This is a genomic window from Streptomyces wedmorensis (genome assembly GCF_000716445.1).
Classification (GTDB): Bacteria; Actinomycetota; Actinomycetes; order Streptomycetales; family Streptomycetaceae; genus Streptomyces; species Streptomyces wedmorensis.
Map to the genome: position 1 here is coordinate 92,246 of NZ_JNWK01000030.1, position 24,754 is coordinate 116,999.

Consider the following 24,754-nt stretch of genomic DNA (forward strand, 5'->3'; position numbering starts at 1 on the left):
TGCGCGCACTCGTCCGCCCCGGTACTGCCCCGGCGCTCCGGTCAGGTGAGCGCGCGCTGGTACTTGTACGTGACCTTCCCGTCGGTCAGGTCGAAGTACGCCACCGGCGGGAACAGGCCCGTCGAGGCGTCGCACTTGTAGGCGAGCTTGTGGCCGGTGGTGGCCGGCCAGTTGGGGTACGCCTCCTCCCGGACCACGCAGGAGGCCTTGGGCACGATCGACCAGAACTGCGCCTCGGACATGCCCAGCTGGACCTGGTTGTACCGGGCCAGCGTCATCGACGGCGCCGCCGGCTTGTACAGGAACTCGTTCTGCTTCGACACCAGGATCCCGGCCGAATTGAAGTTGAAGTTCCCGTACGGCACGTAGTCACCGCTCGCGGTGGAACACTGGATCGTCGAGGTGTAGTTCTGGCACCAGCCGCTCGCCGAACCGGGCGGGGGCGACTGCGCCGCACCGACGACCGTCTGCCAGACGGTGGCCCGGTCCGTGCCGAACGGCACCGCCGCGTACTCCTCGGCCGTGAAGCTGAAGCCCGCGTCCGCCCCCGTCTGCGCGCCGTGCGCCGCGCCCGCGCCGGCCGCCACCGCCGCAGCCGCCGCGACCCACGTGACCGCCGCGCGCCATGCCTTACTCATGCCCTTCCGCCTTCCTGTCTGATACGTCCGGATGCGCGTTCATCCTTTCCGACGGCTCTCTCCGGACGATCTCTTGCGGCTCCGGGCGGCCTGGTCAGGCGAACGCGGTGCGCAGGTCCACGGGCCGCAGCGGTCCCGGGTCCAGGACGCGGCAGTCGCCCGGGGCCAGCCGGGACAGCCGCTCGGCGGCGGAAGGGCCCGTGTCCCCGGCGGCGAGGCCGGCGCCGAGCGGTGCGGTCAGGTCGTCGTGGTGGGTCGGGATCAGCAGCGGCGGGTTCCCGGTCGCGCTCAACAGCCGCTCCACGTAACGGTGCACGGCCCCGTGCGAGGTCATCGGCACCAGGGCGACGTCCGGCCGGATGCCGGCCAGTTCTCGCTCGACGAAGTTGCTGGCGCCCATGAGCAGGATCCTCGGGCCCGAGTCGACGGACACCTGAAAGGCGAGCGTCTCGCCCTCGACGAGGTCGCCGAGGGTGACCGGCCGGCGGGGCGGGGCGGCCCTGCGGCCGGGTGCGAAGGAGCCGTGGTCGGCGAGTTGGCTGTGCAGGCTGCGGAAGACCTCCACGGTGTACCCGTCGAACTGCAGGTACTCGCCGCCCCTGACCTGGATCACGTCGGCGACGCGCTCCGACGGCGTACCCATGGCGGTGAGCAGGTGGCGGACGGTCTCGTCGCAGACCGTCCGGATCCGGTTCCGCCGCCACTCCGGACGACCGAGGAGCTGAGGGACGTCCGCGACGTGGTCGAAGTGGCCGTGGCTGACCAGGATCAGTTCGGGCGCGCCGGCCAGGTGCCGCTCGGCCACCCGCTCCACCGCGGCCCGGTCGGTCCGCAGCGGCAGCCCGGGGTCGAGCGCGCCGGTGGGCCCGAGACAGGGCATGCGGCTCAGATACGGGTCGAAGACGATGCTGCGGTCGCCGTCGATGACGATCTCCCAGCCGGAGACGCCCAGCCAGCGCAGCTCGACGGGGGTGGAGTACGGGCCGCGGCGCCCGGGAAGCGGCGCGGCGGCGGACGTTCCCACCCCCGCGAGCGCGACGCCCGATGCCGCGAGGACTCCCTTGAGTACCGACCGTCGTTCAGCCAACGTTGCCGCCCCTGCCGTGCGTGATCCCTTGGAATGGGGCGACCATACGGGAGGTCTCGGTACGTACGGTGCCTTTCAGTCACCCGCCCTTCGAACGAGGGACCCGGTGGGGCGTGCCGGAACACGCGTGCGGGCCCCCTTCCCGCGACGTCGTCGGGGAAGGGGGCCCGCGGGGCCGGGAGCGGCGGCCGTCAGGCCTTGCCGCAGCCGACCCTCAGGTAGTGCTCGTCCTGGCGGAGGACCGCCTGCATCGCCTTCGTCAGCGGGACGCCCGGGTTGATCCCGATCTGCTCGCGGAGGATCTTCTTCGCCTGGTGGAACACCTGGATGGCGTCCGCCTGACGGCCCTCCGCGTAGTAGGCCATCATGAGCTTCACGTACAGGTCCTCCCGGAACGGGTCGTGGTCGACCAGTCCGGACAGACGGTTGATCGCCTCGGTGTAGCGGCCGAGGCCGAGGTCCGCCCGGGCGCGGAGTTCGACCGCCCCGGTGCGCTCCTCCTCCAGCGACTCGGCCTTGAGGCGGAGCCGGCTGGAGGTGACGTCGGCGAGGGCCGGCCCGCGCCAGAGGGCGAGCACCGCGTCGAGCCGTTCGGCCGCGTCCCGGTGCCTGCCGCGCTGGTACAGCTCCCGCGCCGCGCGGACCGCGTCCCGGAACACGAACAGGTCGACGGAGACCTCGGGCGCCCGCAGCTCGTAACCACGGTCGTGCGAACGGAGCACGTCCCGGGCCAGCCCCGCCTGCGTCAGGACCTTGCGGACCATCCATGCCGAGGTCTGCAACTGGCCCGTGACGGTGAGCGGCGGCTCACCGTCCCAGGAGTCCTCGATGATCGCCTCCTTGGAGACGACCTGCCCGGCTCGCAGGGCGAGCGAGGCGAGGAAACGTCGCTGCCGCTGCCCCTGGATGGGAATCGGCTCGCCCTCCTGCACGAGGGCCACCGGACCGAGAAGCCGGATCGTCGCCTCATCACACGTACTCATGGCTTGACTTCCCCCGTCGAAGACGAGCCGTGCCCGGCCGGAAATGGGGCGGGCATGGCTGGATGCGTTTTCGTGTGGCCAGTACTTTCCATTCCTTTTGCGCGGGCGCTGATCCTCGGGGGGCGGGAGATAAACGGCGAGGGTACGGAATCGGTCTCGACCGGAACCTCACCGTTCACGGAAGGTTTGTCGTCACCCGACCAGGTTCTTGAGGAACTTGGCGGCGATGGGGCCCGCGTCGCGGCCGCCCGATCCGCCGTCCTCGAGCAGCACCGCCCAGGCGAGGTTCCGGTCCTGCTGGTAGCCGATCATCCACGCGTGGGTGCGCGGCGGGGTCTCGGTGCCGAACTCGGCGGTGCCCGTCTTGGCGTGCGGCTCTCCGGGTATGCCTCTGAGGGCCTTGCCGGCGCCGATGGTGACGGTCGCGCGCATCATGCTCCGCAGCGAGTCGACGACGTCGGCGTCCAGGCGGGCGGGAGCCTCGTACTTCTGGCGCACGGCCTCGGGCACGAGGACGGGCTGCTTGAAGACGCCCTCCTTGACGGTCGCGGCGATCGATGCCATCACGAGGGGGGACGCCTGCACCCGGGCCTGCCCGATGGTGGAGGCGGCCTTGTCGTTGTCGCTGTTGGAGACCGGGACGCTGCCGTCGTAGGTGATCGTGCCCACGTCCCAGGAGCCGCCGACACCGAAGGCCTGGGCGGCGTCGCGCAGGCCGGCCGCGGGCAGCTTGGCGCGGGAGTCGACGAAGAAGGTGTTGCAGGAGTGGGCGAAGCTGTCCCGGAAGGTGGATCCGGACGGCAGCGTGAACTGGTCCTGGTTCTCGAAGCGCTGGCCGTTGACGCTGGCGAACTTGGGGCAGTCGGCGCGGTCCGACGGCTTCATGCCGCCCTTGAGCAGGGCGGCCGCGGTGACCACCTTGAAGGTCGAGCCGGGCGGGTAGCGGCCCTCCAAGGCGCGGTTCATCCCGGAGGGCATGTTCGCCGCGGCCAGGATGTGGCCGTTGGTGGGGTCGATCGCGACGATGGCCGCGTTCTTCTTGACGCCGTCGAGGGCGTCGGCGGCGGCCTCCTGGACCTTCGGGTCGATGGTCGTGCGCACCGGCTTGCCCTGGCTCGCCCCGCCACCGGAGAGGGTCTTGACCGGCTCGCCGGACTGGCGGTCCACGACGACGACCGACTTGCTCTGCCCCGAGCCGCCGGCGAGCTGCTTGTCGTAGCGGGCCTCGAGGCCGGAGACGCCCTTGCCGGTCTGCGGGTCGACGGCGCCGACGAGCGAGGCGGCACGCAGCTCGCGGCCGTCGGCGTCGAGGACTGCGGCCCGGTCGTGCGCGTCGAGGGCGAGGGTCTGCCCGGGCACCATCTGCGGGTGGATCATCTCCGTGCGGAATTCGACCTTCCACACCTTGCCGGTCTCGACCACCTCGGCCTTCGACTGCCAGGAATACGCGCCCGCCCCGGGGATCTCCATCTTCACGGTGAACGGAACGAGGACTTTCGCCTTCTCCTTGACCTCCCCCGCGCCCGCGTCGATCTCCGTCTTGGAGGGCTTCAGGTTGCCCATGACGGACTTGATCAACGACTCCGCGCCGTCCGGCGTGTCCGTGAGCCGCGCGGCCCGCGGGGCGTCGCCCGCCTCCCAGGCGTCGAGGAACGCCGTGAGCGCCTTCGTCGCCTCCACGACCCGCGGGTCGCTCGCGCCGTCGTCCTTGATCAGCGCGGAATATCCCCAGTATCCGGCTCCCGCGACCGCCGCCAGCACCACACAGGTCGCGATCACCGAAGAGCCGCGAGAGCGCCTTCGGCGCGATCGGGGTAAGCCGTCCTGATTTCGATAGCGTGCCATGGAGCCGAGATTATGCGGGCCCGCCTTTTACACCACTCCCCCCACAGGCATTTCAGGACAGCCGCCCACGTGAAGAAATCGTGAAAGGCGCAAGAATAGGGAACCACCCGCGCCGCGGACGGGGCGTCACCCCCGTGGCGCGGCACGGAAACCCCGCCACGGCCTCCCGCAATACGGAACAAAGCGAAGAGGCCGGAGGAGGCCCCGAAGATCCCCGAGTGGTCCAGTCCACTGAAGCAACCCCTCCCGCCCCCGGCCGCCGCGAACCGTAACTGTCCGGATCGCATCCGGTGCCCCGCCCACCCCCTCCCCACCAGCTCTCCGCCTTCTCTCCGAACGCTCTCCGGCGGCTCTCCGAACGGTCCCGCCGACACTCCCGCCGCCCCTTCCGGGCATGGCGCGATCTCATGCATAGATATGCTGCATTCCTGGAAATAATGCGATGGGGTGACGGACACCGCCGCCGCCCCGCCATCCGCGTGACAGGAGACGCATTCATGTCCGAGCCCACACCGCACGCACCGCGGGGATTCGCCATCCACACGGCACCGGTGGGACTGGCCGACGACGGCCGCGACGACTTCACCGTGCTCGCCTCCACCGTTCCGGCCACGGTGAGCGCGGTCTTCACCCGGTCCCGGTTCGCCGGACCGAGCGTCCTCCTGAGCCGCGAGGCCGCAGCCGACGGCCGGGCCCAGGGCGTCGTGGTGCTCGCACGCAACGCCAACGTCGCCACGGGGCGCGAGGGCGAGGCCAACGCGCGGGAGGTCCGCGAGTCCGTCGCGCGCACCCTGGGCGTACCGGAGGCCGAACTCCTCATCGCCTCCACCGGGGTGATCGGCCGCCAGTACCCGATGGAGAAGATCAGGCAGCACCTCAAGGGGCTGGCCCTGCCGTTCCCGGAGGGCGGTTTCGACCGGGCGTCCCGCGCGATCATGACGACCGACACCCGGCCCAAGCAGGTGGGCGTACGGGTCGGCGGGGCCACTCTCGTGGGCATCGCCAAGGGCGTCGGAATGATGGAGCCCGACATGGCGACGCTCCTGACCTTCTTCGCCACGGACGCCCGGCTCGACCCCGAGGAGCAGGACCGGATCTTCCGGCGGGTGATGGACCGCACCTTCAACGCGGTCAGCATCGACACCGACACCTCCACCAGCGACACGGCGGCCCTCTTCGCCAACGGACTGGCCGGCGACGTGGACCCTGCCGAGTTCGAGGAAGCGCTCCACACGGTCGCGCTGGCCCTGGTGAAGGACATCGCCAGCGACGGCGAGGGCGCGAGCAAGCTCATCGAGGTCCAGGTCACCGGCGCCCGCGACACCGCCCAGGCCAAGCGCGTGGGCAAGGCCGTGGTCAACTCCCCGCTGGTGAAGACCGCGGTCCACGGCTGCGACCCCAACTGGGGCCGCGTCACCATGGCCGTCGGCAAGTGCTCCGAGGACACCGACATCGACCAGGACCGCGTCAGGGTCCGGTTCGGCGACGTCGAGGTCTACCCCCCGCGCGCCGGCGGCGCCGACGGCGAGGACGCCCTCCGCGACGCCGTCGCCGACCACCTCCGCGGCGACGAGGTCGTCATCGGCGTCGACCTCGGCATCGCCGACGGCGCCTTCACCGTCTACGGCTGCGACCTCACCGAGGGCTACGTACGCCTCAACTCCGAGTACACCACCTGACCCGCCCCGACCAGCCGGCCCGGCGAGGCGCGGGGGCACCCCCGCGCCTCCCCGAAGCCCGGAGCCCGTTCCACGCCGGTGGTGCGGCATCCGGGTGAGGGCCGCACGTCTCGCCTCACCGGTGGAAGGCGAGGGACACACGCGAAAACACCCCCTCCAGGGGTGTTCTCGCAGGTCAGAACGTTTTTCTTTGGTGGGGCGGGTGGGACTCGAACCCATTCCGGTGACGCGTCTCACCTGCGACGATGCCGAAGGGTCGGACATATCCATCCGATTCCATCCGGCTGCGTCTCCCTCGATCCGGCTCTGACGGGGACCGTTAGGCGTTCGCCGCACCGCTCCCTCTGCGTCCCGCACTCCTTGCGTGCCCGCGAAGCGTGGGGAAGCTCTGCCCGCCAGCGCCCCCGAATCACTGCGTAGATTGCCACAGGTTTCCCCACCCCCTGACCCCTGCTCGCCCGGAGCCTGCGGCTACGCTGCGTAGCGCCGCCCCTGTGCCCCCGGCGTCCAGCCCGGCGCCCTCGCCGCCCCGTCTTCGCCTGGTGCTGCTGTGAACCCGCGACCTCTTCGTCCCGAACAAGGTCCGGCAGGGCTCGCGGCCTGGCCACCTTGGCAACAGCGCAGGTCAGCGACCGGGTATGCGTGGGGCCGCGTCGGTCTGGGGAGGCGGCTGGGAGAAGATCGTCTCCCGCGCCCCGGCCGCCTTCTGTGGTCGAACCGTTGCCGATGCATCGCCACCGGCGTCAGCAGGCGTTCCCCGGCGAGGAGTCTGTCGGGGCACCGGGTGCCCGCGGCGCCCTCGGCGGATCGGCTGGCTCTCTCGCGTACTGGCGGCACTCGCCGGTGAAGACTGCGGCGAGTTCGGTCTCGAGCAGGGGCGCCACGAACGGGACCACGGCCGCTTCGGCGGCGCCCTCGGGCTCGCGGTAGACCTGGAGCGCGAGGCCCTCCATCACGGCGGCGAGGCGGACGGCCGCCGCCGACGGATCCACGTCCTCGTCGACCTCGCCGCACTCCTTGCCGTTGTGGACGGCGCGGGCGATGTCCTCGCGCAGCTTACGGGCGGCCTCGGTGTCGACGGCCGCGAGGGCGGGGGCGTCGAGGGCTCGGCCGGCGAACGCGCGGGTGACGCGGTATTCGGCGCGGCGGGCCTCGTCCAGGGGGATGTACTCGGTCATCACCTCCGCCATGACCCGTGCGATGGGCCGCTTGTGCTCGACCCCGTCCCTGATCCGCTCATCGACGCGCGCGCGGATGTGGGCCGAGACCTCGCTGAAGGCGTGGAGCAGCATCTCGTCCTTGGTGCGGAAGTAGTGCTGGACGAGCCCGACGGACATGCCCGCGGTGGCGGCCGTACGGGCGACGGTGACGGCGTCGAGCCCGTGTGCGGTGATCAACCGGCTGACGGCGTCGGCGATCTGACGGCGGCGTTCTTCGTGGTCGGCGGTTCGCGGCACTTGATAACCGTACCAGCGTACGGCTATAACCGTATCCCCATATGGTTATTTGGCGTGCCTCACGGAAGGACGACGCCCCATGCCCAACCCGCTCCGCCGCGCCGCCGCAGCGGCGACAGCCCTCCTGCTCGGTCTGCTTCCCTTAGGTCATGCGCCGGCCGCGGCCGACTCGCTCATCCCCGCGGACCGTTTGGCGGCCCTGGACGCCTACGTGCACGACCGCATGGCGGCCACCCGTACGCCCGGGCTCTCCTACGCCGTCGTCGGACCCGACGGGCCGATCCACGCACGCGCCAGGGGAACCGACGGATACGGCGAACCGGTCACGATCGAAACCCCCTTCCTTTGGGGCTCGGTCGCCAAACCGATCGCCGCGAGTGCCGTGATGACCCTCGTGCAGGACGGGCGGCTCCGGCTCGACGACCCGGTCGTCGACCACGTGCCCGACTTCCGTTTCGGCGGCTCCGGTCACGCTTCTCGCGTCACCGTCCGCCACCTGCTCCAGCAGACCGCCGGCCTGCCCGAGTCGGCCACCTTCGAAGTCACCGACTGTGTTGACGCCGACTGCCCGGGGGCGGTGGAGCGCGTCGCCGAGCTGGACGACGTACATCCGCTCGGGCCGCCCGGCACCACGTACGCGTACAGCAGCGCCAACTACCTCGTGGTGGCCGCTGTCGTCGAGTCCGTGACCGGTCGCCCCTTCGCCGACCACCTTCGGGACAGTGTCCTGCGCCCGGCCGGCATGGACGGGGCGATCGCCGACCGGGCGTCCGCACGCGAGCGAAACCTTCCGCCCGGGCACCAGCTCCTGTGGGGCATACCGTCCGCGATCGCCGACGGCGTGGACGACGACGGCGCCGCCTACGGCTACACGGGCGGTGACCTGAACGACCTCGCCGCGTTCGCCTCCCTCCAGCTCCGGTCGGGGAGGACCGCCAACGGCACGACGATCCTGACGCCCGAGTCCGTCCGCCTGATGCGGCAATCCGGCCGACTCCACCCGTCCGGTGACGACACCGGATACGGACTCGGCTGGCGCGTCGGGGGCCTTGAGGCTCCCCTCGACAGCGCGATCTGGCACACCGGCGCCACCCCGGGCTACTCCGCGATGCTTGTCCTCCTGCCGGAGCAGAACATCGCCCTCGTCCTCCAACAGAACCTCCACGGCCTCCTCCACGACGGTGCCGTCATGGAAGTCGGCTTCGGCGCCGCACGCATCCTCGCCGGAGGCACCGCCCCCACCGACCCACCCTCCGCCGCGACCTACCACGCCGCCGTCTGGGGCCTCACCGCCCTGGCCCTCGCCCTCCTCGCGGGCACCTTCCACTCCGCCCGCCTGCTCCGCCGGCGGCCCGTGCCCCGCCGCCTCGCCCCCACCGTCCTGTGGTGTCTGGCCGGCGCCCTGCCCTGGATCGTCATGGCGGCCGCCCTCGCCCTCATCGGGCCCAGAGCGCTGTGGACCTGGACACCCGACGCCTTCATCGCCCTCTGCACGGCAACAGCCGCCGGGACCGCCACCATCGCCCTACGGCTCACCACCGCGTACGTCGGCAGAGGCGGCGCCCGGCGTCCGGCCTCCCCGGGGCGAGTCCGCAGTGCCTGAAGGGTGAGGATCGCGCGACCGTACGGGGAGCGGGCAGGTGCGTCGCAGATGCGCGGCTCGTCAGCTCAGGAGCGCACGTTCCCCGAGGCCGGGCCTGGTGAGGCGTCGGGGCGTTCGTCGCCCTGAGTGGCCGGTTTCTGGAGGGGGCGGCTGTCGGTGACCTGACCTGGTAGGTGGCCTGCTGCTCCGCAGGGCCGTCGGACCGCCCGACTCCGCCGCGAGGAAACCTGCGGGCGGCCCGTCTGGCTCGGCCGGCCCAACGACGAGGATGTCAGACCGTCTGCGGCCCCATGAGCCGGACGAGGAGGTCGTCGAGGCTGACCAGGCCGGTGAGCTCGCCGTCGGCGTCTCGTACGACAGCGAGGGAGGAGCGGCGTCGGCGCAGTTGCTCGACGGCCTCGGAGACCGTGGTGCCGGTGGCCAGCTCGGGTACGGGGCGGGCGAGGTCGCGGGCGGTGAGGGTCCGGCCTCGGGTGCGGGCGACCAGGGCATCACGGGCGTGGACGGAGCCGAGGATGCGACCGCCGTCGCGGACCAGGAGGCGCGAGCGGTCGGCGTCGGAGGCGCGGGCCAGGAGCGTGTCCAGGTCGGCGTCGGCCGGGATCGTGACGATGTCGGCGGCCGGGGTCTGGAACTCCGCCACCGGAGTCTGGGGTTCGGTCAGGGAGCGGGTGATGAGCTGTGAGTCGGTCTTGTTGATCAGGCCGAGGCGCTCGGACTCCTCGACGAGGTGGGTGAGCTGTTCGCGGTTGTGGACGGCGGCCAGCTCGTCGCGGGGCTGGACGCGGCACATCCGTACGAGCGCGTTGCTGACCTTGTTGAGGATCCAGAGCAGCGGGCGCACGGTCTTGACCACGGCCCGGAAGGGCGGCGTGAGGAGCATCGCGGAGCGTTCGGGGTGGGCGATGGCCCAGGACTTGGGCGCCATCTCACCGAGGACCATGTGGAGGAAGACCACGATGATCATGGCGACGGCGAAGGCGATGCCGTAGCTGAGCGCTGTGGGCAGGCCCAACTTCACGAGCAGGGGGTCGAGCTCGTGGGAGATCGCGGGCTTGGAGATCGCGCCGAGGCCGAGGGTGCACAGGGTGATGCCGAGCTGGGCGCCCGCGAGCATCAGCGACAGCTCGCGCATGCCGGCGAGTGCGGCCTTGGCGCCGCGCTGCCCGTCGGCGACGGCCTTCTCGATGCGGTGCCGCTTGGCGGCGACGAGCGCGAACTCGGCGGCGACGAAGAAGCCGCTGCCGATCAGCAGCAGGACGGTGACGAAGAGCGCCATGGGGAAGCTCATGCCTGGGCCTCCTCGGCGGCAGACGGGACGTGCTCGATGCGGACGCGTTCGGGGACGTGGCGGTCGAGGCTGAGGACCTCGATGTGGACGTCGTCGACGGTGAGGCGGTCCCCGATCGTGGGGAAGCGGCCGAGACGGTCGATGATGAGGCCGGCCACGGTGTCGTAATCGTCCTCCTCGGGCAGCGTGATGCCGGTGGCGTCCTCGATCTCGTCGAGGCGACGGCCGGCGTCGACCTTCCAGCCGTCGCCGTCCGGTGCGGCCACAGTGACGACGGTGTCGCTCTCGTCGGCGATGTCGCCCACGAGCTCCTCGGCGATGTCCTCGTACGTGACGATGCCGGCGACGCCGCCGTGCTCGTCGAGGACGACGGCGAACTCGTCGTCGCGCTCCCGCATCTGCGCGACGGCCTGCGGCAGTGGCAGCGTGTCGGGCAGCAGGAGCGGTCGCCGGGCCGCCTCCCCCGCGGTGGTGGTGCCGAAGGCGGTCGCGGGCAGGCGCATCAGCTCGTTCACGCCCAGGACGCCGGCGACGTCGTCGGGGTGGTCGCCGAGAACCGGGTAGTTCGAGTGGCCGTACGTGGCGATCAGCTCCACGGCCTCGGTGAGGGTGGCGTCCTTGCGTACGAAGACGGCGTCCACGCGCGGCACCATCACCTCGTCCATGGTCCGCTCCGAGAACTCCAGCGCGTGGTCGAGCAGCTCGGCGGTGTCGGGCGGCAGCTCGCCCTGTTCGTGGGACTCACCGATCAGGTGGCTGAGCTCTTCGAGGGTGGCGCCGTGGTGCAGCTCCTCGACCGGCTCGATGCCGACCTTGCGGAGCAGCTTGTTGGCCGCGCCGTCGAAGACGCGGACGACCGGGCCGACGATCTTCAGGTAGACGAGGGTGGAGGAGGCGAGGGACTTGGCGAGCCGTTCGGGGACGGCGAGGGCCAGGTTCTTCGGCGCGAGCTCACCCAGGACCATCTGCAGGACCGTCGCCACCACGAAGGCGAGGACCACGGAGATCGCCGAGACGGCGCCGGTGGACAGGCCCGTCCCTTCCAGCGCGGGCTTCAGGAGCGCCGAGACGGACGGCTCGGCCAGGAATCCGACGACCAGACCGGTGACGGTGATGCCGAGCTGGGCGCCGGAGAGCATGAACGAGAGCCGTTCGAGGACGGTCAGCGCGCGGGCGGCCCGCTTGTCGCCCGCCTCGGCCTCGCGGGCGAGCGCGAGCCGGTCAGCGGCGACATAGGCGAACTCCTGGGCGACGAAGTACCCGGTGCCGGCGGTCAGGACGAGGACGGCCAGCAGGCCGAGAGCGGCGTTCATCGACCGCACCCCTTCAGGGCAAGGGTGGACGTCGGTCTGGCGGACGCGGACAAGAAGTGGCTCCTTGCAGAAGGGACAGAGCGTTGGAAGGGAGTATCGGGGGTGAGGGAACCGCCGGACCGCAGGCGGAAGGCCGGGTCACACGGCGGCGGCCGGTCCGACCAGCTCGTCGAGGACGTCTTCCATGGTCACGTAGCCGAGGACGGCACCGCCGACACCGATGACGGCGGCCAGGTGGCTGTCGGCGGCCCGCAGCGCGGTGAGCGTGTCGTCGAGCGGGGTGTCGACGCGCACCCGGGTCACCGCGTGCAGCGCGGTCCGCGGGAAGGGCCTGTCCCGGTCGGTGACGCCGAGGGTGTCCTTGATGTGCAGGTAGCCGAGCACGGCTCCCGCCGGACCGGTGACCGGGAAGCGCGAGTAGCCGGCCTCGGCCGCGGTCCGCTCCAGCCCGGCGGGGGTGATGCGGTGGTCGACGGTGATCATGCGGGCGGCGGGGACGAGGATCTCCCCGACGGGGCGGGTGCCCAGTTCCAGGGCGTCGCGCAGCCGCTCCCCGTCGGCAGGGGAGAGCAGTCCGGCCTGGCTGGTGTCGTGGACCATCCGGGCGAGTTCGTCGTCGGTGAAGACGGAGGCGACCTCGTCCTTCGGCTCGACGCGCAGCAGCCGCAGGAGTGCGTTGGCGAAGGCGTTGATGCCGAAGATGACCGGCTTCAGGGCCCGGGTGAGGGCGACGAGCGGCGGGCCGAGGAGCAGCGCGGTCTTCACCGGAGCGGCGAGCGCGATGTTCTTCGGGACCATCTCGCCGATCAGCATGTGCGCGTACGTCGCCAGGGTGAGCGCGATGACGAACGAGATCGGGTGCACGAAGCCGTTCGGGACGTGCATCGCCTCGAAGACGGGCTCGAGCAGGTGGGCGATGGCCGGTTCGGCGACCGCGCCCAGGACCAGGGAGGAGACGGTGATGCCCAGTTGGGCCGTGGCCAGCAGCGCGGAGATGTGCTCCAGGCCCCACAGCGTCATCCGGGCCCGCCGGTCGCCTTCCCGGGCAAGGGGCTCGATCTGGCTGCGGCGGACCGAGATCAGGGAGAACTCGCCGCCGACGAAGAACGCGTTCGTCAGGAGGGTGAGGAAGCCGATGGTGAGCTGGACGGCGGTCATCGGGCCACTCCGGCGTGCTGGTGCCGGCCCTGGTGAGCGGGCTCGGTGAGGTGGACGCGGTCCGCCCGGTGGTGCTCGATGTCGAGGACGTCGAGCCGCCAGCCGTCGAGCAGGATCGCGTCGCCCTGGGCGGGGATGCGGCCGAGGCGGGTGGCGATCAGACCGGCCACCGTCTCGTACGGGCCTTCCGGCGCGCGCAGCCCTATGCGGGCCAGCTCGTCGATCCGTACGCCTCCGTCGGCCTCCCAGGTGGCCCGGCCGTCCTCGGTGGGCGGCGCGGGCAGCAGGTCGGGGACCTCGACGGGGTCGTGCTCGTCGCGGACCTCGCCGACGACCTCCTCGACGATGTCCTCCACCGTCGCCACGCCGGCCATGCCGCCGTACTCGTCGATCACGACGGCCATGGTGCGGCTCGCCCGCAGCCGCTCCAGGAGCCGGTCGGCGGGCAGCGTCTCGGGCACGAGGAGGGGCTCGGTCACCAGCGCGGTGATCGGGGTGGCCGCGCGGACGGCGGGTTCCAGCGCGAGGACGTCACGGATGTGGACCGTGCCGATCACGTCGTCGAGGTTCACGCGGTACACCGGGAAGCGGGACAGGCCGGTGGCGTACGTGAGGTTGGCGGCGTCGGCGGCCGTGGCCTGGGCCTCCAGGGCGCGGACGTCGACGCGCGGCGTCATGACGTTCTCCGCTGTCAGCTCGCCCAGGTGGAGCGTACGGACGAACAACTCGACGGAGTCCGCCTCGATGGCGCCCTCGGCGGCCGAGTGCCGGGCCAGGGACGCCAGCTCGTCCGGGGTGCGCACGGAGTGCAGCTCCTCGGCCGGTTCCAGGCCGAAGCGGCGTACGAACCGGTTGGCGGTGTTGTTGAGGTGCCGGATGAACGGACCGAAGGCGGCGGTGAAGCCCCGCTGGGGGCCGGCGACGACCTTGGCGACGGCCAGCGGGCGGGAGATCGCCCAGTTCTTCGGGACGAGCTCGCCGACGACCATGAGCACGACGGTGGAGATCGCCACACCGAGAACAGTGGCGACGGAGGACGCCGCACAGCCCAGGCCGATCGCCTCCAGCGGGCCGCGCAGCAGCGCCGCGAGGGACGGCTCCGCGAGCATGCCGATCACCAACGAGGTGACGGTGATACCGAGCTGGGCGCCGGAGAGCTGCACGGTCAGCCGTCGGACGGCACGCAGCGCGCTCTCGGCGCCGCGCTCCTCGGCCTCGGCGGCACGTTCCAGATCGCCGCGCTCGACGGTTGTCAGGGAGAACTCGGCGGCGACGAAGACGGCGCAGGCCAGGGTGAGTCCGAGGGCGAGGAGCAACAGGAGGACTTCGGTCACCGTGCCACCCCCGCTCGCTCACCGAAAGTCAGCAGGCAGGGTCCGGCACGGCCGGTACTCGGAGGCTCCATCGCGGGCCCGTGGCTCCTTCTCGTGAACGACGTGGGGAGAGGGGCACGCCCCTCCCCGTACTTCTACACCCACTGTAAAGGACCCAGGTCCGGTGTCCACTGTTCGCCCACTCACAGATCGCGCCCGACAGGGGCGACCTCCTGGGCGCGTCCTGTCTGCACGAGCGAGTTTCCGGCCGTGGCGTCCAGGGGCGGACGGAGACTGTTTCCGGACTCTTTCTTCATGAACCCCCGGTCGCGCTGCCCTACTTCGCCGGAACACCCGTATGCTCTACAGCTATGTAGAGGCGGTGCGTGGTGTGCGCACGCTCGCCGCGCTCCACACCCGACGAAGTAACCCGCATACCGCCGCCGGCGCCCCACACCCCACCCGCGGCGCCGACGGCATCCGAACCACTGGTACGAACGAAGGAGTGAACGCCACGATGGTGTTCAAGAGGCTGCTCAGCTCGCTCGGGGTCGTCGGCCCGTCAGTGGACACAGTCCTCGACCCGGGCTCGGTGACGCCGGGCGGAACGCTCAGCGGGCAGGTCCACCTCAAGGGCGGGAGCGCCGACTTCACCGTCGAGCACATCACCTTGGAGCTCGTGGCCCACGTCGAGGCCGAACACGACGGCGGGGAGTCAGAGGGGGCGGTGGCCTTCCACCGGCAGGTGGTGGGCGGGAACTTCCGCCTCACCGAAGGTGAACTGCGTAGCGTCCCGTTCTCCTTCCCCCTGCCGTGGGAGACTCCGATCACCGAGCTGTACGGCCAGGGCCTCGGCATCGCCCTCGGCGTACGGACCGAACTCGGCATCGCCGGCGGGAAGGACAAGGGCGACCTCGACCCACTCGCCGTACGCCCCCTGCCGGTCCAGGAAGCGGTCCTCGAAGCCCTCGGCCGACTCGGCTTCGGCTTCAAGTCGGCCGACCTCGAACTCGGGCACATCCGGGGGACGGGCCAGCAGCTGCCCTTCTACCAGGAGATCGAGGTCACTCCCTCACCCCGGTACGCGCACCAGGTGAACGAGATCGAGCTGACCTTCCTCGCCGGCCCGGCCGGAATGGAGGTCGTCCTGGAGGCTGACAAGCGCGGCGGATTCCCCTCCGAGGGCCACGACACCGTCAACCGGTACACGGTCGGCCATCACGGCGTCGACCAGGTCGACTGGAACGCCGAGGTCGAGTCCTGGATGCGACAGCTCGTCGAGCACCGTGCCTCGTCCGGTTCACCCTCCCCGTACGGGTCCCACGATGCCTACGGCCACGGAACCCCGCACGCCGACAAGGACCACCACGGCCACCACGGTGACGGGCACAGCCACCACTCCGGCCCCGGCATGGGAACCGTGGCCGCGGTGGGTGCGGCCGGACTCGCCGTCGGTGTCGTCGGCGGCATGGTCGCGGCCGAAGCCGTCGACGAGATCGGCGACTTCTTCGAAGGCGACGAGGAGGAAGAGGGCGACGAGGGCTGAGGCCAGCAGGCGACCCGCCCAGGAGGCCGCCTCCCTTGCGGCGAGGTTTCCGGAGCGTCGACCGGAACGGCACCGACCGCGCCACCGGCACCTGATAGCTTCTACATCAACGTAGAAGATGTGGGTGGTCCGGACCGTCCCCATCCGGCCCGGACCGCCTCCGACATGTAACGGAGGTCCGAAGATGGCCCTGTGGGACCGCTTCAAGGAGTCTGCATCGACGATGCAGACCCAGCTCATGGCGAAGAAGAACGACCTGAAGAGCGGCGCCTTCCGTGACGCAAGCATGGCGATGTGCGCGCTCGTCGCCGCCGCCGACGGCAGCATCGACCCGTCCGAGCGCCAGAAGGTCGCCCAGCTCATCATCAGCAACGACGTACTGCGGAACTTCCCGGGGGACGACCTCCAGCGCCGCTTCGACGCCAACTGCGACAAGCTCACCGCCGACTTCGACTTCGGCAAGGTCAGCGTCCTCCAGGAGGTCGCGAAGGCGAAGAAGAAGCCGGCCGAGGCCCGCGCCGTCATCCAGATCGGCATCATCATCGGCGGCGCCGACGGCGACTTCGACAAGGACGAGCAGGCGGTCGTACGGGAGGCGTGCTACGCCCTCGACCTCCCCCCGCACGAGTTCGACCTGTAGTCCGCTTGCCGAGGGAGGGGCCCGTACCGCCGTCGCGGGTCCTTGCCTCCCCTCGGGCCCGCGTCGAGCGCGGTGCCGCAGAGCGCGGTGATCAACGGCGCTTGAACTCCGTCGGCCCGGCGTCCATCAGCACCGTGCCGTCGGTGTGCAGTACCGGCCGCTTCTCCGTGAACCGCCTGCTGTAGCGCTCGACGTGGCTGATGGACACCCCTTGCGGATCCGTGAAGTCGACGAAGGCGATGGCCGCCCAGTACGACGTGCTCGTGTCCTCGTAGAGCGGCACCGTCACCACCGAGCCGCGCCCGTCCGTGACGACGACCTGCGCCCCATAACCGCGGAAACCGCCCACGCCGTTGCTCACCGCGCTGTACGCGCAGATCAACGCGTACCCCTGCCGGCCCGGGCGGACGATGCTGATCGTCTCCTCGCCCGGCGCTTTCGCGTCGCCGCTCAGCTGCATGTACGGCGGTTCCCGCAGGCTGCCGAGGTTCTTGTAGTAGATGGCCTGGCACGCATCGGTACGGGTGACGAGCTCCGCTCGCAGGGCCTTGGCCTCGTCCCTGTTCTTGTTGCGGAACAGACCGCGCTGAATCTGCGGGAAGACATGACCGGGTGCGTGGTCGGCGCTGCGCACAGCCGCGTCAGCCGGCACGAACAGCGCGTAGAGATCAAGATCCGCGCCCCGCGCACGGCGCTCCGCGCTGCCACCGTTCCACTGCAGTGAAGCCGTGACCGTCAAGCCACGGTCTCCCTTGTCGAGGGATATCCGCGCCTGGCCGCCCTTGGCGAGACTGACTCGCCCCGCGGTTCTTCGTCGAAGTCCACCCGCGGATTCAACCACCGAGCCCCCCACGAACTCGTGCGGAGCTAGAGCGGGGTCGCTGCCTTCAGGATCACGAACAGTGTGACGGCCGAGTTCGCCGACGACAGCGCGGAGAGCGTGGTGCCGGCCGCCGCCCCCCACGCCGCCAGGCCCGCGCTGGTGAACAAGGACGGCCACAGGCGTGCGGCCGGAGCGGGGCCCAGCAGAGCGGCCACGCGGCGGGGCACGGGGCCGGCCGAGGCGAATCCCGCGAGGGGCACCGAAGGCGCGCCACGGGAGATCAGCGCGGCCTTGCCGACGGCCCGGGCCACGACGCGGCGGCTGCCGATCCGGGTGGCGGCCTCCTCGTCCGCCCAGCGCTCGGTGGTGTAGGCGACCGCCGTACGCAGGGGCCGCAGGAACGGGTTGGCGCGCGCGGCGAGCTGCACGGTCAGCAGGAACCTGTGGTGGCGGGCGGTCAGGTGGACGCGCTCGTGGGCGAACAGCGCGCGCCGCTCCGGGCCGGTCAGGGTCGAGAGCATCGCGGTCGTGACCACGACACGGTCCTTCCGGCCCGGCAGGGCGTACGCGTACGGGTTCGCGTCGGGCAGCACCACCACCGACGTCGCAGGCAGGCCCTCCAGCGCGCGGCCGGCACGGCGGCGTACGCGACGGTGCCGCCAGGTGGCCCTGGCGCAGGAGGCGAGAACGAGGATCAGGGTGGGGATGGCGGCCTTTCCCGCGATCTCGTCGTAGGGGACGGCCTCGCGGACCTCGGGGTCGGACCAGCCGTCCGGCAGCGGGTTGCCGGGCAGTTGGGCGGTGCCGACCACCATCAGCAGTGCCAGGGACAGCGTGCTGCACACGGCGAGCACGCCGGAGACGCCGGTCAGCAGCCAGGTGGCCATCCGCGGATGCAAGTGATGCTCGGCAAGGCGTGCGACCGGCCATGCCGTCAAGGGCAGGACCAGCGGCAGGAAGACGAAGACCCCCATGCGGTCAGTCTTCCCCCTCCGCGGGCTCCTGAGCCAGCAGATCGCGCAGCAGACGCTCGTCGCGGGGTGAGAGGGCCGTCACGAACCTGGCCAGCACCGTCTCCCGGTCCGCCTCGCCGTCCAGGACCTTCCGCATCCGCAGTGCCGCCAGCCCAGCCTCGTCCGAGACGGCCGTCCACTCGAACGACCGGCCCACCCGTTCCCTGCTCACAGCGCCCTTGGCGTGCAGGCGGGTCAGGATCGTGATGACGGTCGTGTAGGCGAGATCGCCGCCGAGCTGCTCCTGCACCCATCCCGCGGTGCGTGCGCCCGGCGCCCGGCGCAATGCGGCCACCACCTGCGCTTCGAGCTCGCCCTGGCCCCGCCGCCGGGGAGACGTGTCGCGGCCCTCCCGCTCGGCCTTCGTCATTCCGCCGCCCTCCCGTCGACTCGATCCGCCCGTGTGAGGCGGTTCATCGTACTGAGACGATACGCATCCGCCCGCTTCCGTTCGCGTGGAGTTGGCCGGCGACGCCGTCGGGAAGCGAGGGGTCCCGTTCTCCACCCTTCCCGCATCTTCTACATCATTGTAGATTTGTAGGCTCCAGCACGCGCCGGCCGGGAAGGAAGACGACATGGGTGTGCACCTCTCCAAGGGCGGCAACGTCTCGCTGAGCAAGGAGGTGCCGGGGCTGGCAGCCGTCCTGGTCGGCCTGGGCTGGGACGTCCGCACGACCACCGGGAACGACTACGACCTCGACGCGAGCGCCCTGTTCCTGAACGACACGGGGAAGGTCGCCTCCGACCGGCACTTCGTCTTCTACAACAACCTCACCAGCCCGGACGGTTCGGTCGCCCTCACCGGCGACAACCTCACCGGTGAGGGCGACGGCGACGACGAGGCCATCAAGGTCGGCCTGGCCGCCGTGCCCGCCGACATCACGAAGATCACCTTCCCCGTATCCATCCACGACGCCGAGAACCGGGGCCAGCGCTTCGGCCAGGTCCGCAACGCCTTCATCCGCGTGGTCAACCAGGCCGACGGCGCCGAACTCGCCCGCTACGACCTCTCCGAGGACGCCGCCACCGAGACCGCGATGATCTTCGGCGAGCTCTACCGCCACGACACCGAAGGGAAGTTCCGGGCCGTGGGCCAGGGCTACGCCGCCGGGCTCGCCGGAATCGCGGCTGACTTCGGCGTCAACGTCTGAGACACCGAGCGAGACAGCCCCCTCCAAAGAACGGAACAACACCGTGTTCGGAATCAGCGAGATAGCGATCATCCTGATCGTCGTCATCCTGCTCCTCGGCGCCAAGAGGCTGCCCGACCTCGCCCGTAGCGCGGGCAAGGCGGCCCGCATCCTCAAGAGCGAGACCAGGGCGATGAAGGCCGACGGCACCCCGGACCAGCAGGCCACCTACCAGGTCACCGAGAACCGCCCCGTCCAGGACCCGGCCGCCCAGCCCGACAACCAGCGCCCTGAAGCCTCCTCCGGCCCCGCCGCAGGGAACACCCGTCCTTGAGGCCGAGAACGCCTCCGTGCAGGATGAGCCGCCGGTTCAGCCGACAGCGAGCTCACGGAAGGTGTTGCAGACGTCGGTCAGGGGCCGGCGGCCGCGGGGCGGTGGAGCTCGGCGCGCACGGACAGCATCCCGAACAACGCCCGGCCCCCCATCGTGGAGGTGTCGATGCCCTGCTCGATGACGTGCAGGGCGATCCCGCGCTCGCGCGGGTCCGCGCCGAGGGTCACCAGGTGCAGCACCGAACGGGAGAGCTGATGATCGGGGTTCTGGTCGGCGGTCGAGACCCGCGCGTGGCCGATGAGCAGGTGTCGGAATCCACCGGCCGGACCGTTCACCGACGTTCAGTCCCGACACGAGCTGTCGGCAGTGCCCACCTGCGGGTTCGTGATCACTTGAGGGTGCCGTCGCGCTCTGGTCTGCGCGGCCGTCAGGTCCGGCCAAGGATGCCTTGGTCGTATCCGGCCGCAACCGCGGCGGCCCGGTCGTTGACGCCCAACTTGCCGTAGATGTGGGTCAGATGGGTCTTGACGGTGGCTTCGCTGATGAAGAGCTCGGCCGCGATCCGGCGGTTGGAGGTGCCTCGGGCGACGAGGGTGAGGACCTCGCGCTCGCGGGCCGAGAGGGTCTCGTCGACGGGTGCGGCAGGGCCGCGTGCGGCGCTGACCAGCCGGGAGGCGACAGCCGGAGAGAGGACGGCATATCCCTCGGCTGCGGCCCGCACGGCGGCGAGGAGCTCCTCGAGGAGTGCGTCCTTGAGGAGGTAGCCGGTCGCGCCTGCCTCGATCGCGGGGAGCGTGTCGGTGTCCGTGTCGTACGTGGTGAGGACGAGGACCCGGGAACGCGAGCCGCGGCGCGCGAGTTCGGCGATGGCATCGACGCCGCTGCCACCGGGCATGCGCAGGTCCATCAGGACGACGTCCGGTTCGAGGTGAAGGGCCAAGTCGACGGCCTCGGCGCCGCCGGACGCATCCCCGAGTACGGTGAAGCCCGGGGCTGCGGCGAACATGCCGCGCAGCCCGTCCCGTACGACGGGGTGGTCGTCGACGATGAGCAGGGTGATGTCAGTCATGGCGCACCAACGGTACGCGGGCGGAGATCGCGGTTCCCTCGCCTGGTGAGGATTCGACGGCGACGGTCCCGGCCAGCCGTTCGGCGCGGGCGCGCATGCCGGCGAGTCCGAAGCCGGCGGTGTGGGTGCGGGTGGGGAGTGCGGCCGGGTCGAAGCCGTGGCCGTCGTCGCGGATGTCCAGAGTGACCTCGTCGCCCATGAAGGAGAGGGTGACGCCGGCCCGGGTTGCGCCGGAGTGGCGTTCGGCGTTGGCCAGAGCCTCCTGGGCGATGCGCAGGAGGGTGGCGGCGACCTCGTCGTGGAGGGGCTCCTGGGTGCCGGTGGCGGTGAACCGGGCGGTGATGCCTGTGCGTTTGGACCAGACAGCCAGGGTCTTCTTCAACGCGTCGGGGAGCGGGTCGTGCTCCAGGGCGACCGGGCTGAGGTTGTGCACGGAGTGGCGGGCCTCACGGAGGCTGCGCCGGGCGAGGTCGGCGGCACGCTGCAGGTGGACGCGGGCCTGTGCGGGTTCGGCGGTGCCGAGAGCGGCCTGGAGCTGGGTGGTGATCCCGGTCAGGCCCTGGGCGATGGTGTCGTGGATCTCGGCGGCGAGCCGGCGCCGTTCGTCGGCGACGCCCGCCTCGCGGGCCTGGAGGAGGAGTTGTGCTTGAAGGGCGGAGTTCTCGGCGAGTGCTTGCTCCAGGCGGGCGTTCGCGCGGGCGAGTTCGGCGATGGTGGCGGCGCGTTCGGCGGCCTTCTCGTCCTCCTTGGCGCCGAACTGGGAGAGGACGAGGGCGATGCCGGCGTTGAGGGCGAACAGGCCGCCGAACGCGATCCACTGGAGGGTGGATGAAGGCGGCAGCCCGCCGGATTGGGAGCCGGCCATGGGGACGGCGACGGCGAGCAGTCCGGCCCGGGTAGCGGCGGGCCGGGGCGGCAGAAGGCGGACGGCGTCGAAGTAGCCGACGCAGGCGTAGATGGCGAAGAAAGGGTTGAGCCACGTCAGCGCGAAGGCGAGCGCGGTGCGGAGGAGGAAGTAGATGGTGGAGGCGGTGCTGGGGGCGCCGGGGACGAGCACGACGGGGGCGGCCTGGACCGTGGCGGCTGCGCAGGTCTGCGAGTGAGCGGCAGCGGGGCGGACAGCAGCCGGAAGGGCACGCTGGTAGGTGGTCCACCACAGCTGGAGGGCAAGACCGGCCGCGATCAGGGTGCCGGCGGCCACCTTCGACGGGCCGGTCATGAGCTCGTCGGCCGAGACCCCGGCAAGGAGTGTGGCGAGGGCGAGGAAGAGGTACGGGCCCCAGCGAAAGAACTGCTGCCAGCGTTCATCGACCGTCGTCATCTCGTACGCACTCTCCGTCACTCCCAGCGGAACCGGCGGACCGCAGCCCCCGTCAGCACGACCGTCCACAGTGCCATCACTCCGAGCGCGAACCAGCCGGGCCAGACGCCGCCCGCAGCTTCGTCGAGCGCCCCGGAGGCGGCACCGTACGGCGTGAACTGGATGATCTGCCGCAGCGTATCGGGCATGGCCTGGACCGGGATGTAGACACCTGCGGTGAAGATGGTCGGGAAGAAGGAGGCGGTGCCGATCGCCGTGGCGATCTTCTGTGTACGGGATACCGCGCAGACCGCCGCGCCGAGGGCGAGACCGCAGGCCGTGGCGAGCAGCAGGGCCAGTGCGTAACCAGGGACGTTTCCGGGCAGCGCGACGTCGAACGCCAGTCGGCCGACCGTGATCACGAGGACGGCGGAGACGAGTGCCGCCGCGGCGTGCAGGGCGAGCTGGGCCGTAAGGAGGGCGGCCGGGCGGACCGGGGTGGTGGACATCCGGCGCAGGACGCCGCGCTCCCGGTAGCCGGCGAGAACCGGCGGCATGGCCTGGAGCCCGGCCATGATCAAGGCGAAGAGGACTGATACGGGAACGTAGACGTCGATCACGCGGCGACCGCCGTCGATGTCGGCGGAGGGCTCGCGAAAGGACGGGATGAGGCCGAGGATCACCAGAAGTACGGTCGGCGCGGCCATCACCCAGAACAGGGTGCCGGGTTCGCGGGTGAAGAGCCGGACCTCGGTGCGCAGGACGGCGCGGGTGGCAGCGGTCATGACTGGTCGGTTCCCGTCAGGTCGAGGTAGGCATCGTCGAGGGTCGCGTCGGTGATGCGTAGGCCCCGGGCGGTGACGGCGTGGCGGGCCAGCAGCGAGACGAAGGCGTCGACGGTGGCGTCGGTGCCGGTCACGACGGTCTGGCCGCCTTCGGTCGTCACGGTCAGCGCCCCGGGAAGGGTGAGGAGCTCGGCCCGTTCCAGCCGGGTGTCGGCGGCGAAGGCGATGGTCCGGGGGGTGGCCGTCCGGCCGATGAGCCCGGCAGGGGTGTCGAGGGCGGTGAGCCGGCCGTTGTCGATGACCGCGATCCGGTCGCAGAGGCGCTGAGCCTCCTCCATGAAGTGCGTGACGAGCACAACGGCCACCCCGCCGGCCCGGATGTCCTCGATGAGCGCCCAGGTTTCGCGCCGGGAGCGCGGGTCGAGCCCGGTGGTGAGCTCGTCCAGGACGACGGCACGCGGGTTGCCCACGAGGGCGAGCGCGATGCACAGCCGCTGCTGCTGCCCGCCGGACAGCTTGCCGAACCGGGTTCGCAGCTGTCCTTCGAGACCCAGCCGCTCGACGAGGACACGCCAGTCGGCGGGCCGCTCGTAGAAGGAGGCATACAGGTCGAGCGCCTCGCCGACGGTCAGCTTCGGCTGAAGCTCGCTCTGCTGGAGCTGGACGCCGAGCAGCCGAGTGACGTCTTCGTGCCGGGCCACAGGGTCGAGCCCCGCGACCCGTACGAGGCCCGCGTCAGGGGTTCGCAGGCCCTCGATGCACTCGACGGTGGTGGTCTTGCCGGCGCCGTTGGGCCCGAGGATTCCGAAGATCTCCCCCTCGTCGACGGTGAAGGAAACACCGTCGACGACCCTCCTACCACCGTAAACCTTGCGTAGGTCCTGAACTTCGATCACGGGCATGGCTCAAGGATGGCCGGGGCGGGCGGCGTGGGGTATCGGCCATCGCGCTCGTACCGCCATCAGCCGATCGGCCGATGGCGGTACGACGAGGGGCTGACGGAGACCGCATGAGGACGCGGGTCCTCGTCCGTGAGCTTCTTCGCCCAGGCTGGTTCGGTGAGGATCTGCTGGAGGAGCAGCGTGTTGAGAGGCACGAGACTGCTCTGGAGCAGGTGCAGGGCGAGCATCGAGGTCTCGGCGTGCTCCTTGTCCGGGCCTGTGAGGGCGCTGTCCTTGCCGTGGTGCAGCACGGTGTTGGCGCTGTGCCAGTTCTCCACGACCTGGAGCCCGCCGTGGATCTCGCGACGCAGGTCGGGGCTGGCGAGGTAGTCGCACGCGAAGATGGTGCCCACGGCGCGGCCGAGTTCTTCGAGGGCGACGCAGGTGGGGTGCTTGGGGCCGCCGTGGGTGAAGCGCCGCAGCACCTGCTCGGCCTCCGCCGTGCCCAGGCGCAGGGCGGTGGCGTACGTGACCATCTGGTCGTATTGCTGGGCGATCAGGTCCCCCTTGATGGCCCGGGTGAGGGGGCGCCAAGGGCCGGCCAGCCGGGCGGGTCGTCGTCGGGGCGGTACAGGCGGATGCTGCCCATGGTCTTCAACCTCGGCAGCAGGTGGAAGTTGAGCAGCTCGGTGAACGCGAACCCGACCACCGAGGCGCCGTGGGTGTCGACGTAGTTCGACTCGATCTCGGCATCGGTGCAGTGCCGCAAGAGCCCTCGGTCATCGCCGCTACCTCGGAGGAGGAACAGCTCTTGAGCTGGGAGTAGATGCAGACGTTCTTCCGCTCCACATGTGGTCTACCGCCCC

General features: G+C 70.9%; 23 protein-coding genes and 1 pseudogene. 6 read left to right on the forward strand and 18 right to left on the reverse strand.

What is annotated here, in order from left to right; translation table 11 throughout:
• Positions 1-41: 41 nt before the first annotated feature.
• The 4 genes from OO54_RS23165 to OO54_RS23180 all read right to left on the reverse strand — a co-directional run bounded on the left by OO54_RS23165 (position 42) and on the right by OO54_RS23180 (position 4,553).
• A complete protein-coding gene (locus OO54_RS23165) occupies positions 42-638 on the reverse strand; it encodes a hypothetical protein (RefSeq protein ID WP_033206016.1) in 597 nt (198 codons plus the stop codon).
• 94 nt (positions 639-732) lie between these two features.
• On the reverse strand, positions 733-1,725 hold the full coding sequence (locus OO54_RS23170; protein WP_033206019.1) for an MBL fold metallo-hydrolase: 993 nt from the start codon (positions 1,723-1,725) through the stop codon (positions 733-735).
• 191 nt (positions 1,726-1,916) lie between these two features.
• A complete protein-coding gene (locus OO54_RS23175) occupies positions 1,917-2,708 on the reverse strand; it encodes an AfsR/SARP family transcriptional regulator (protein ID WP_033206023.1) in 792 nt (263 codons plus the stop codon).
• A gap of 192 nt (positions 2,709-2,900) precedes the next feature.
• A complete protein-coding gene (locus tag OO54_RS23180) occupies positions 2,901-4,553 on the reverse strand; it encodes a penicillin-binding transpeptidase domain-containing protein (RefSeq protein WP_051787123.1) in 1,653 nt (550 codons plus the stop codon).
• 497 nt (positions 4,554-5,050) lie between these two features.
• On the opposite strand from OO54_RS23180, the gene argJ reads away from it, so the two are divergent.
• Positions 5,051-6,232 carry a bifunctional glutamate N-acetyltransferase/amino-acid acetyltransferase ArgJ gene (argJ, locus tag OO54_RS23185; protein ID WP_017239183.1) on the forward strand — a complete coding sequence of 394 codons (1,182 nt, stop codon included), beginning with the start codon at positions 5,051-5,053 and terminating at the stop codon, positions 6,230-6,232.
• A 743-nt stretch (positions 6,233-6,975) separates the two neighbouring features.
• On the opposite strand, the gene OO54_RS23190 is transcribed toward argJ, so the two are convergent.
• A complete protein-coding gene (locus tag OO54_RS23190; RefSeq protein WP_063738316.1) occupies positions 6,976-7,689 on the reverse strand; it encodes a TetR/AcrR family transcriptional regulator in 714 nt (237 codons plus the stop codon).
• A 79-nt stretch (positions 7,690-7,768) separates the two neighbouring features.
• Between OO54_RS23190 and OO54_RS23195 the strand changes: the two genes are divergently transcribed.
• Complete coding sequence (locus OO54_RS23195) at positions 7,769-9,292, forward strand: serine hydrolase domain-containing protein (protein WP_051787124.1); 1,524 nt, start codon at positions 7,769-7,771, stop codon at positions 9,290-9,292.
• A 271-nt stretch (positions 9,293-9,563) separates the two neighbouring features.
• On the opposite strand, the gene OO54_RS23200 is transcribed toward OO54_RS23195, so the two are convergent.
• The 4 genes from OO54_RS23200 to OO54_RS23215 all read right to left on the reverse strand — a co-directional run bounded on the left by OO54_RS23200 (position 9,564) and on the right by OO54_RS23215 (position 14,388).
• Complete coding sequence (locus OO54_RS23200; protein ID WP_033206028.1) at positions 9,564-10,583, reverse strand: hemolysin family protein; 1,020 nt, start codon at positions 10,581-10,583, stop codon at positions 9,564-9,566.
• Positions 10,580-11,896, reverse strand: a complete 1,317-nt coding sequence (locus OO54_RS23205) for a hemolysin family protein (protein ID WP_399521845.1) — start codon at positions 11,894-11,896, stop codon at positions 10,580-10,582. The genes OO54_RS23200 and OO54_RS23205 overlap by 4 nt, the downstream gene beginning before the upstream one ends.
• A 138-nt stretch (positions 11,897-12,034) precedes the next feature.
• Positions 12,035-13,054, reverse strand: a complete 1,020-nt coding sequence (locus OO54_RS23210; RefSeq protein WP_033206034.1) for a hemolysin family protein — start codon at positions 13,052-13,054, stop codon at positions 12,035-12,037.
• Entirely contained in the window at positions 13,051-14,388 is a 1,338-nt protein-coding gene (locus OO54_RS23215) for a hemolysin family protein (protein ID WP_051787125.1), read from the reverse strand. The genes OO54_RS23210 and OO54_RS23215 overlap by 4 nt, the downstream gene beginning before the upstream one ends.
• A gap of 496 nt (positions 14,389-14,884) precedes the next feature.
• Here OO54_RS23215 and OO54_RS23220 point away from each other — a divergent pair, with 496 nt between their 5' ends.
• Both OO54_RS23220 and OO54_RS23225 read left to right on the forward strand, forming a co-directional pair.
• Positions 14,885-15,913, forward strand: coding sequence for a sporulation protein (locus OO54_RS23220; protein WP_033206129.1), 1,029 nt, complete (start codon positions 14,885-14,887; stop codon positions 15,911-15,913).
• Between the two features lie 184 nt (positions 15,914-16,097).
• Positions 16,098-16,553, forward strand: a complete 456-nt coding sequence (locus OO54_RS23225) for a tellurite resistance TerB family protein (RefSeq protein WP_033206036.1) — start codon at positions 16,098-16,100, stop codon at positions 16,551-16,553.
• A 91-nt stretch (positions 16,554-16,644) separates the two neighbouring features.
• On the opposite strand, the gene OO54_RS23230 is transcribed toward OO54_RS23225, so the two are convergent.
• From OO54_RS23230 to OO54_RS23240, 3 genes are all read right to left on the reverse strand, one after another.
• On the reverse strand, positions 16,645-17,292 hold the full coding sequence (locus tag OO54_RS23230) for a hypothetical protein (protein ID WP_157856504.1): 648 nt from the start codon (positions 17,290-17,292) through the stop codon (positions 16,645-16,647).
• Positions 17,293-17,420: 128 nt separating this feature from the next.
• Complete coding sequence (locus tag OO54_RS23235; protein WP_033206038.1) at positions 17,421-18,350, reverse strand: M56 family metallopeptidase; 930 nt, start codon at positions 18,348-18,350, stop codon at positions 17,421-17,423.
• A 4-nt stretch (positions 18,351-18,354) separates the two neighbouring features.
• Entirely contained in the window at positions 18,355-18,759 is a 405-nt protein-coding gene (locus tag OO54_RS23240; protein ID WP_033206040.1) for a BlaI/MecI/CopY family transcriptional regulator, read from the reverse strand.
• Between the two features lie 205 nt (positions 18,760-18,964).
• Here OO54_RS23240 and OO54_RS23245 point away from each other — a divergent pair, with 205 nt between their 5' ends.
• The gene (locus OO54_RS23245; protein ID WP_033206042.1) at positions 18,965-19,540 is read left to right on the forward strand and encodes a TerD family protein; all 576 of its coding nucleotides are present in this window, start codon (positions 18,965-18,967) and stop codon (positions 19,538-19,540) included.
• Between the two features lie 43 nt (positions 19,541-19,583).
• The gene (tatA, locus tag OO54_RS23250) at positions 19,584-19,853 is read left to right on the forward strand and encodes a Sec-independent protein translocase subunit TatA (RefSeq protein ID WP_033206045.1); all 270 of its coding nucleotides are present in this window, start codon (positions 19,584-19,586) and stop codon (positions 19,851-19,853) included.
• A gap of 77 nt (positions 19,854-19,930) precedes the next feature.
• Here tatA and OO54_RS23255 read toward each other — a convergent pair whose 3' ends face one another.
• The 6 genes and pseudogenes from OO54_RS23255 to OO54_RS48820 form a co-directional block, all read right to left on the reverse strand.
• Positions 19,931-20,188, reverse strand: coding sequence for a recombinase family protein (locus OO54_RS23255; RefSeq protein ID WP_033206048.1), 258 nt, complete (start codon positions 20,186-20,188; stop codon positions 19,931-19,933).
• Between the two features lie 92 nt (positions 20,189-20,280).
• The gene (locus tag OO54_RS23260; RefSeq protein WP_033206049.1) at positions 20,281-20,922 is read right to left on the reverse strand and encodes a response regulator; all 642 of its coding nucleotides are present in this window, start codon (positions 20,920-20,922) and stop codon (positions 20,281-20,283) included.
• On the reverse strand, positions 20,915-22,243 hold the full coding sequence (locus OO54_RS23265) for a sensor histidine kinase (protein WP_051787127.1): 1,329 nt from the start codon (positions 22,241-22,243) through the stop codon (positions 20,915-20,917). The genes OO54_RS23260 and OO54_RS23265 overlap by 8 nt, the downstream gene beginning before the upstream one ends.
• Before the next feature lie 17 nt (positions 22,244-22,260).
• Positions 22,261-23,007 (reverse strand): ABC transporter permease, encoded by a 747-nt coding sequence (locus OO54_RS23270; protein ID WP_033206052.1) that lies wholly within the window; start codon positions 23,005-23,007, stop codon positions 22,261-22,263.
• Positions 23,004-23,909 (reverse strand): ABC transporter ATP-binding protein, encoded by a 906-nt coding sequence (locus tag OO54_RS23275; protein WP_033206054.1) that lies wholly within the window; start codon positions 23,907-23,909, stop codon positions 23,004-23,006. Before OO54_RS23275 ends, OO54_RS23270 begins: the two co-directional genes overlap by 4 nt.
• A 113-nt stretch (positions 23,910-24,022) precedes the next feature.
• Positions 24,023-24,740: pseudogene (locus OO54_RS48820) on the reverse strand (Tn3 family transposase); the annotation flags it as partial.
• Positions 24,741-24,754: the final 14 nt, after the last annotated feature.

Coding starts and splice junctions, on each gene's coding strand:
- OO54_RS23265 (WP_051787127.1), bottom strand. CDS start 22,243: ATGACGACGGTCGATGAACGCTGGCAGCAGTTCTTTCGCTGGGGCCCG.
- OO54_RS23200 (WP_033206028.1), bottom strand. CDS start 10,583: ATGAGCTTCCCCATGGCGCTCTTCGTCACCGTCCTGCTGCTGATCGGC.
- OO54_RS23205 (WP_399521845.1), bottom strand. CDS start 11,896: ATGAACGCCGCTCTCGGCCTGCTGGCCGTCCTCGTCCTGACCGCCGGC.
- OO54_RS23175 (WP_033206023.1), bottom strand. CDS start 2,708: ATGAGTACGTGTGATGAGGCGACGATCCGGCTTCTCGGTCCGGTGGCC.
- OO54_RS23225 (WP_033206036.1), top strand. CDS start 16,098: ATGGCCCTGTGGGACCGCTTCAAGGAGTCTGCATCGACGATGCAGACC.
- OO54_RS23260 (WP_033206049.1), bottom strand. CDS start 20,922: ATGACTGACATCACCCTGCTCATCGTCGACGACCACCCCGTCGTACGG.
- OO54_RS23180 (WP_051787123.1), bottom strand. CDS start 4,553: ATGGCACGCTATCGAAATCAGGACGGCTTACCCCGATCGCGCCGAAGG.
- OO54_RS23210 (WP_033206034.1), bottom strand. CDS start 13,054: ATGACCGCCGTCCAGCTCACCATCGGCTTCCTCACCCTCCTGACGAAC.
- OO54_RS23240 (WP_033206040.1), bottom strand. CDS start 18,759: ATGACGAAGGCCGAGCGGGAGGGCCGCGACACGTCTCCCCGGCGGCGG.
- argJ (WP_017239183.1), top strand. CDS start 5,051: ATGTCCGAGCCCACACCGCACGCACCGCGGGGATTCGCCATCCACACG.
- OO54_RS23270 (WP_033206052.1), bottom strand. CDS start 23,007: ATGACCGCTGCCACCCGCGCCGTCCTGCGCACCGAGGTCCGGCTCTTC.
- OO54_RS23220 (WP_033206129.1), top strand. CDS start 14,885: ATGGTGTTCAAGAGGCTGCTCAGCTCGCTCGGGGTCGTCGGCCCGTCA.
- OO54_RS23245 (WP_033206042.1), top strand. CDS start 18,965: ATGGGTGTGCACCTCTCCAAGGGCGGCAACGTCTCGCTGAGCAAGGAG.
- OO54_RS23275 (WP_033206054.1), bottom strand. CDS start 23,909: ATGCCCGTGATCGAAGTTCAGGACCTACGCAAGGTTTACGGTGGTAGG.
- OO54_RS23165 (WP_033206016.1), bottom strand. CDS start 638: ATGAGTAAGGCATGGCGCGCGGCGGTCACGTGGGTCGCGGCGGCTGCG.
- OO54_RS23235 (WP_033206038.1), bottom strand. CDS start 18,350: ATGGGGGTCTTCGTCTTCCTGCCGCTGGTCCTGCCCTTGACGGCATGG.
- OO54_RS23195 (WP_051787124.1), top strand. CDS start 7,769: ATGCCCAACCCGCTCCGCCGCGCCGCCGCAGCGGCGACAGCCCTCCTG.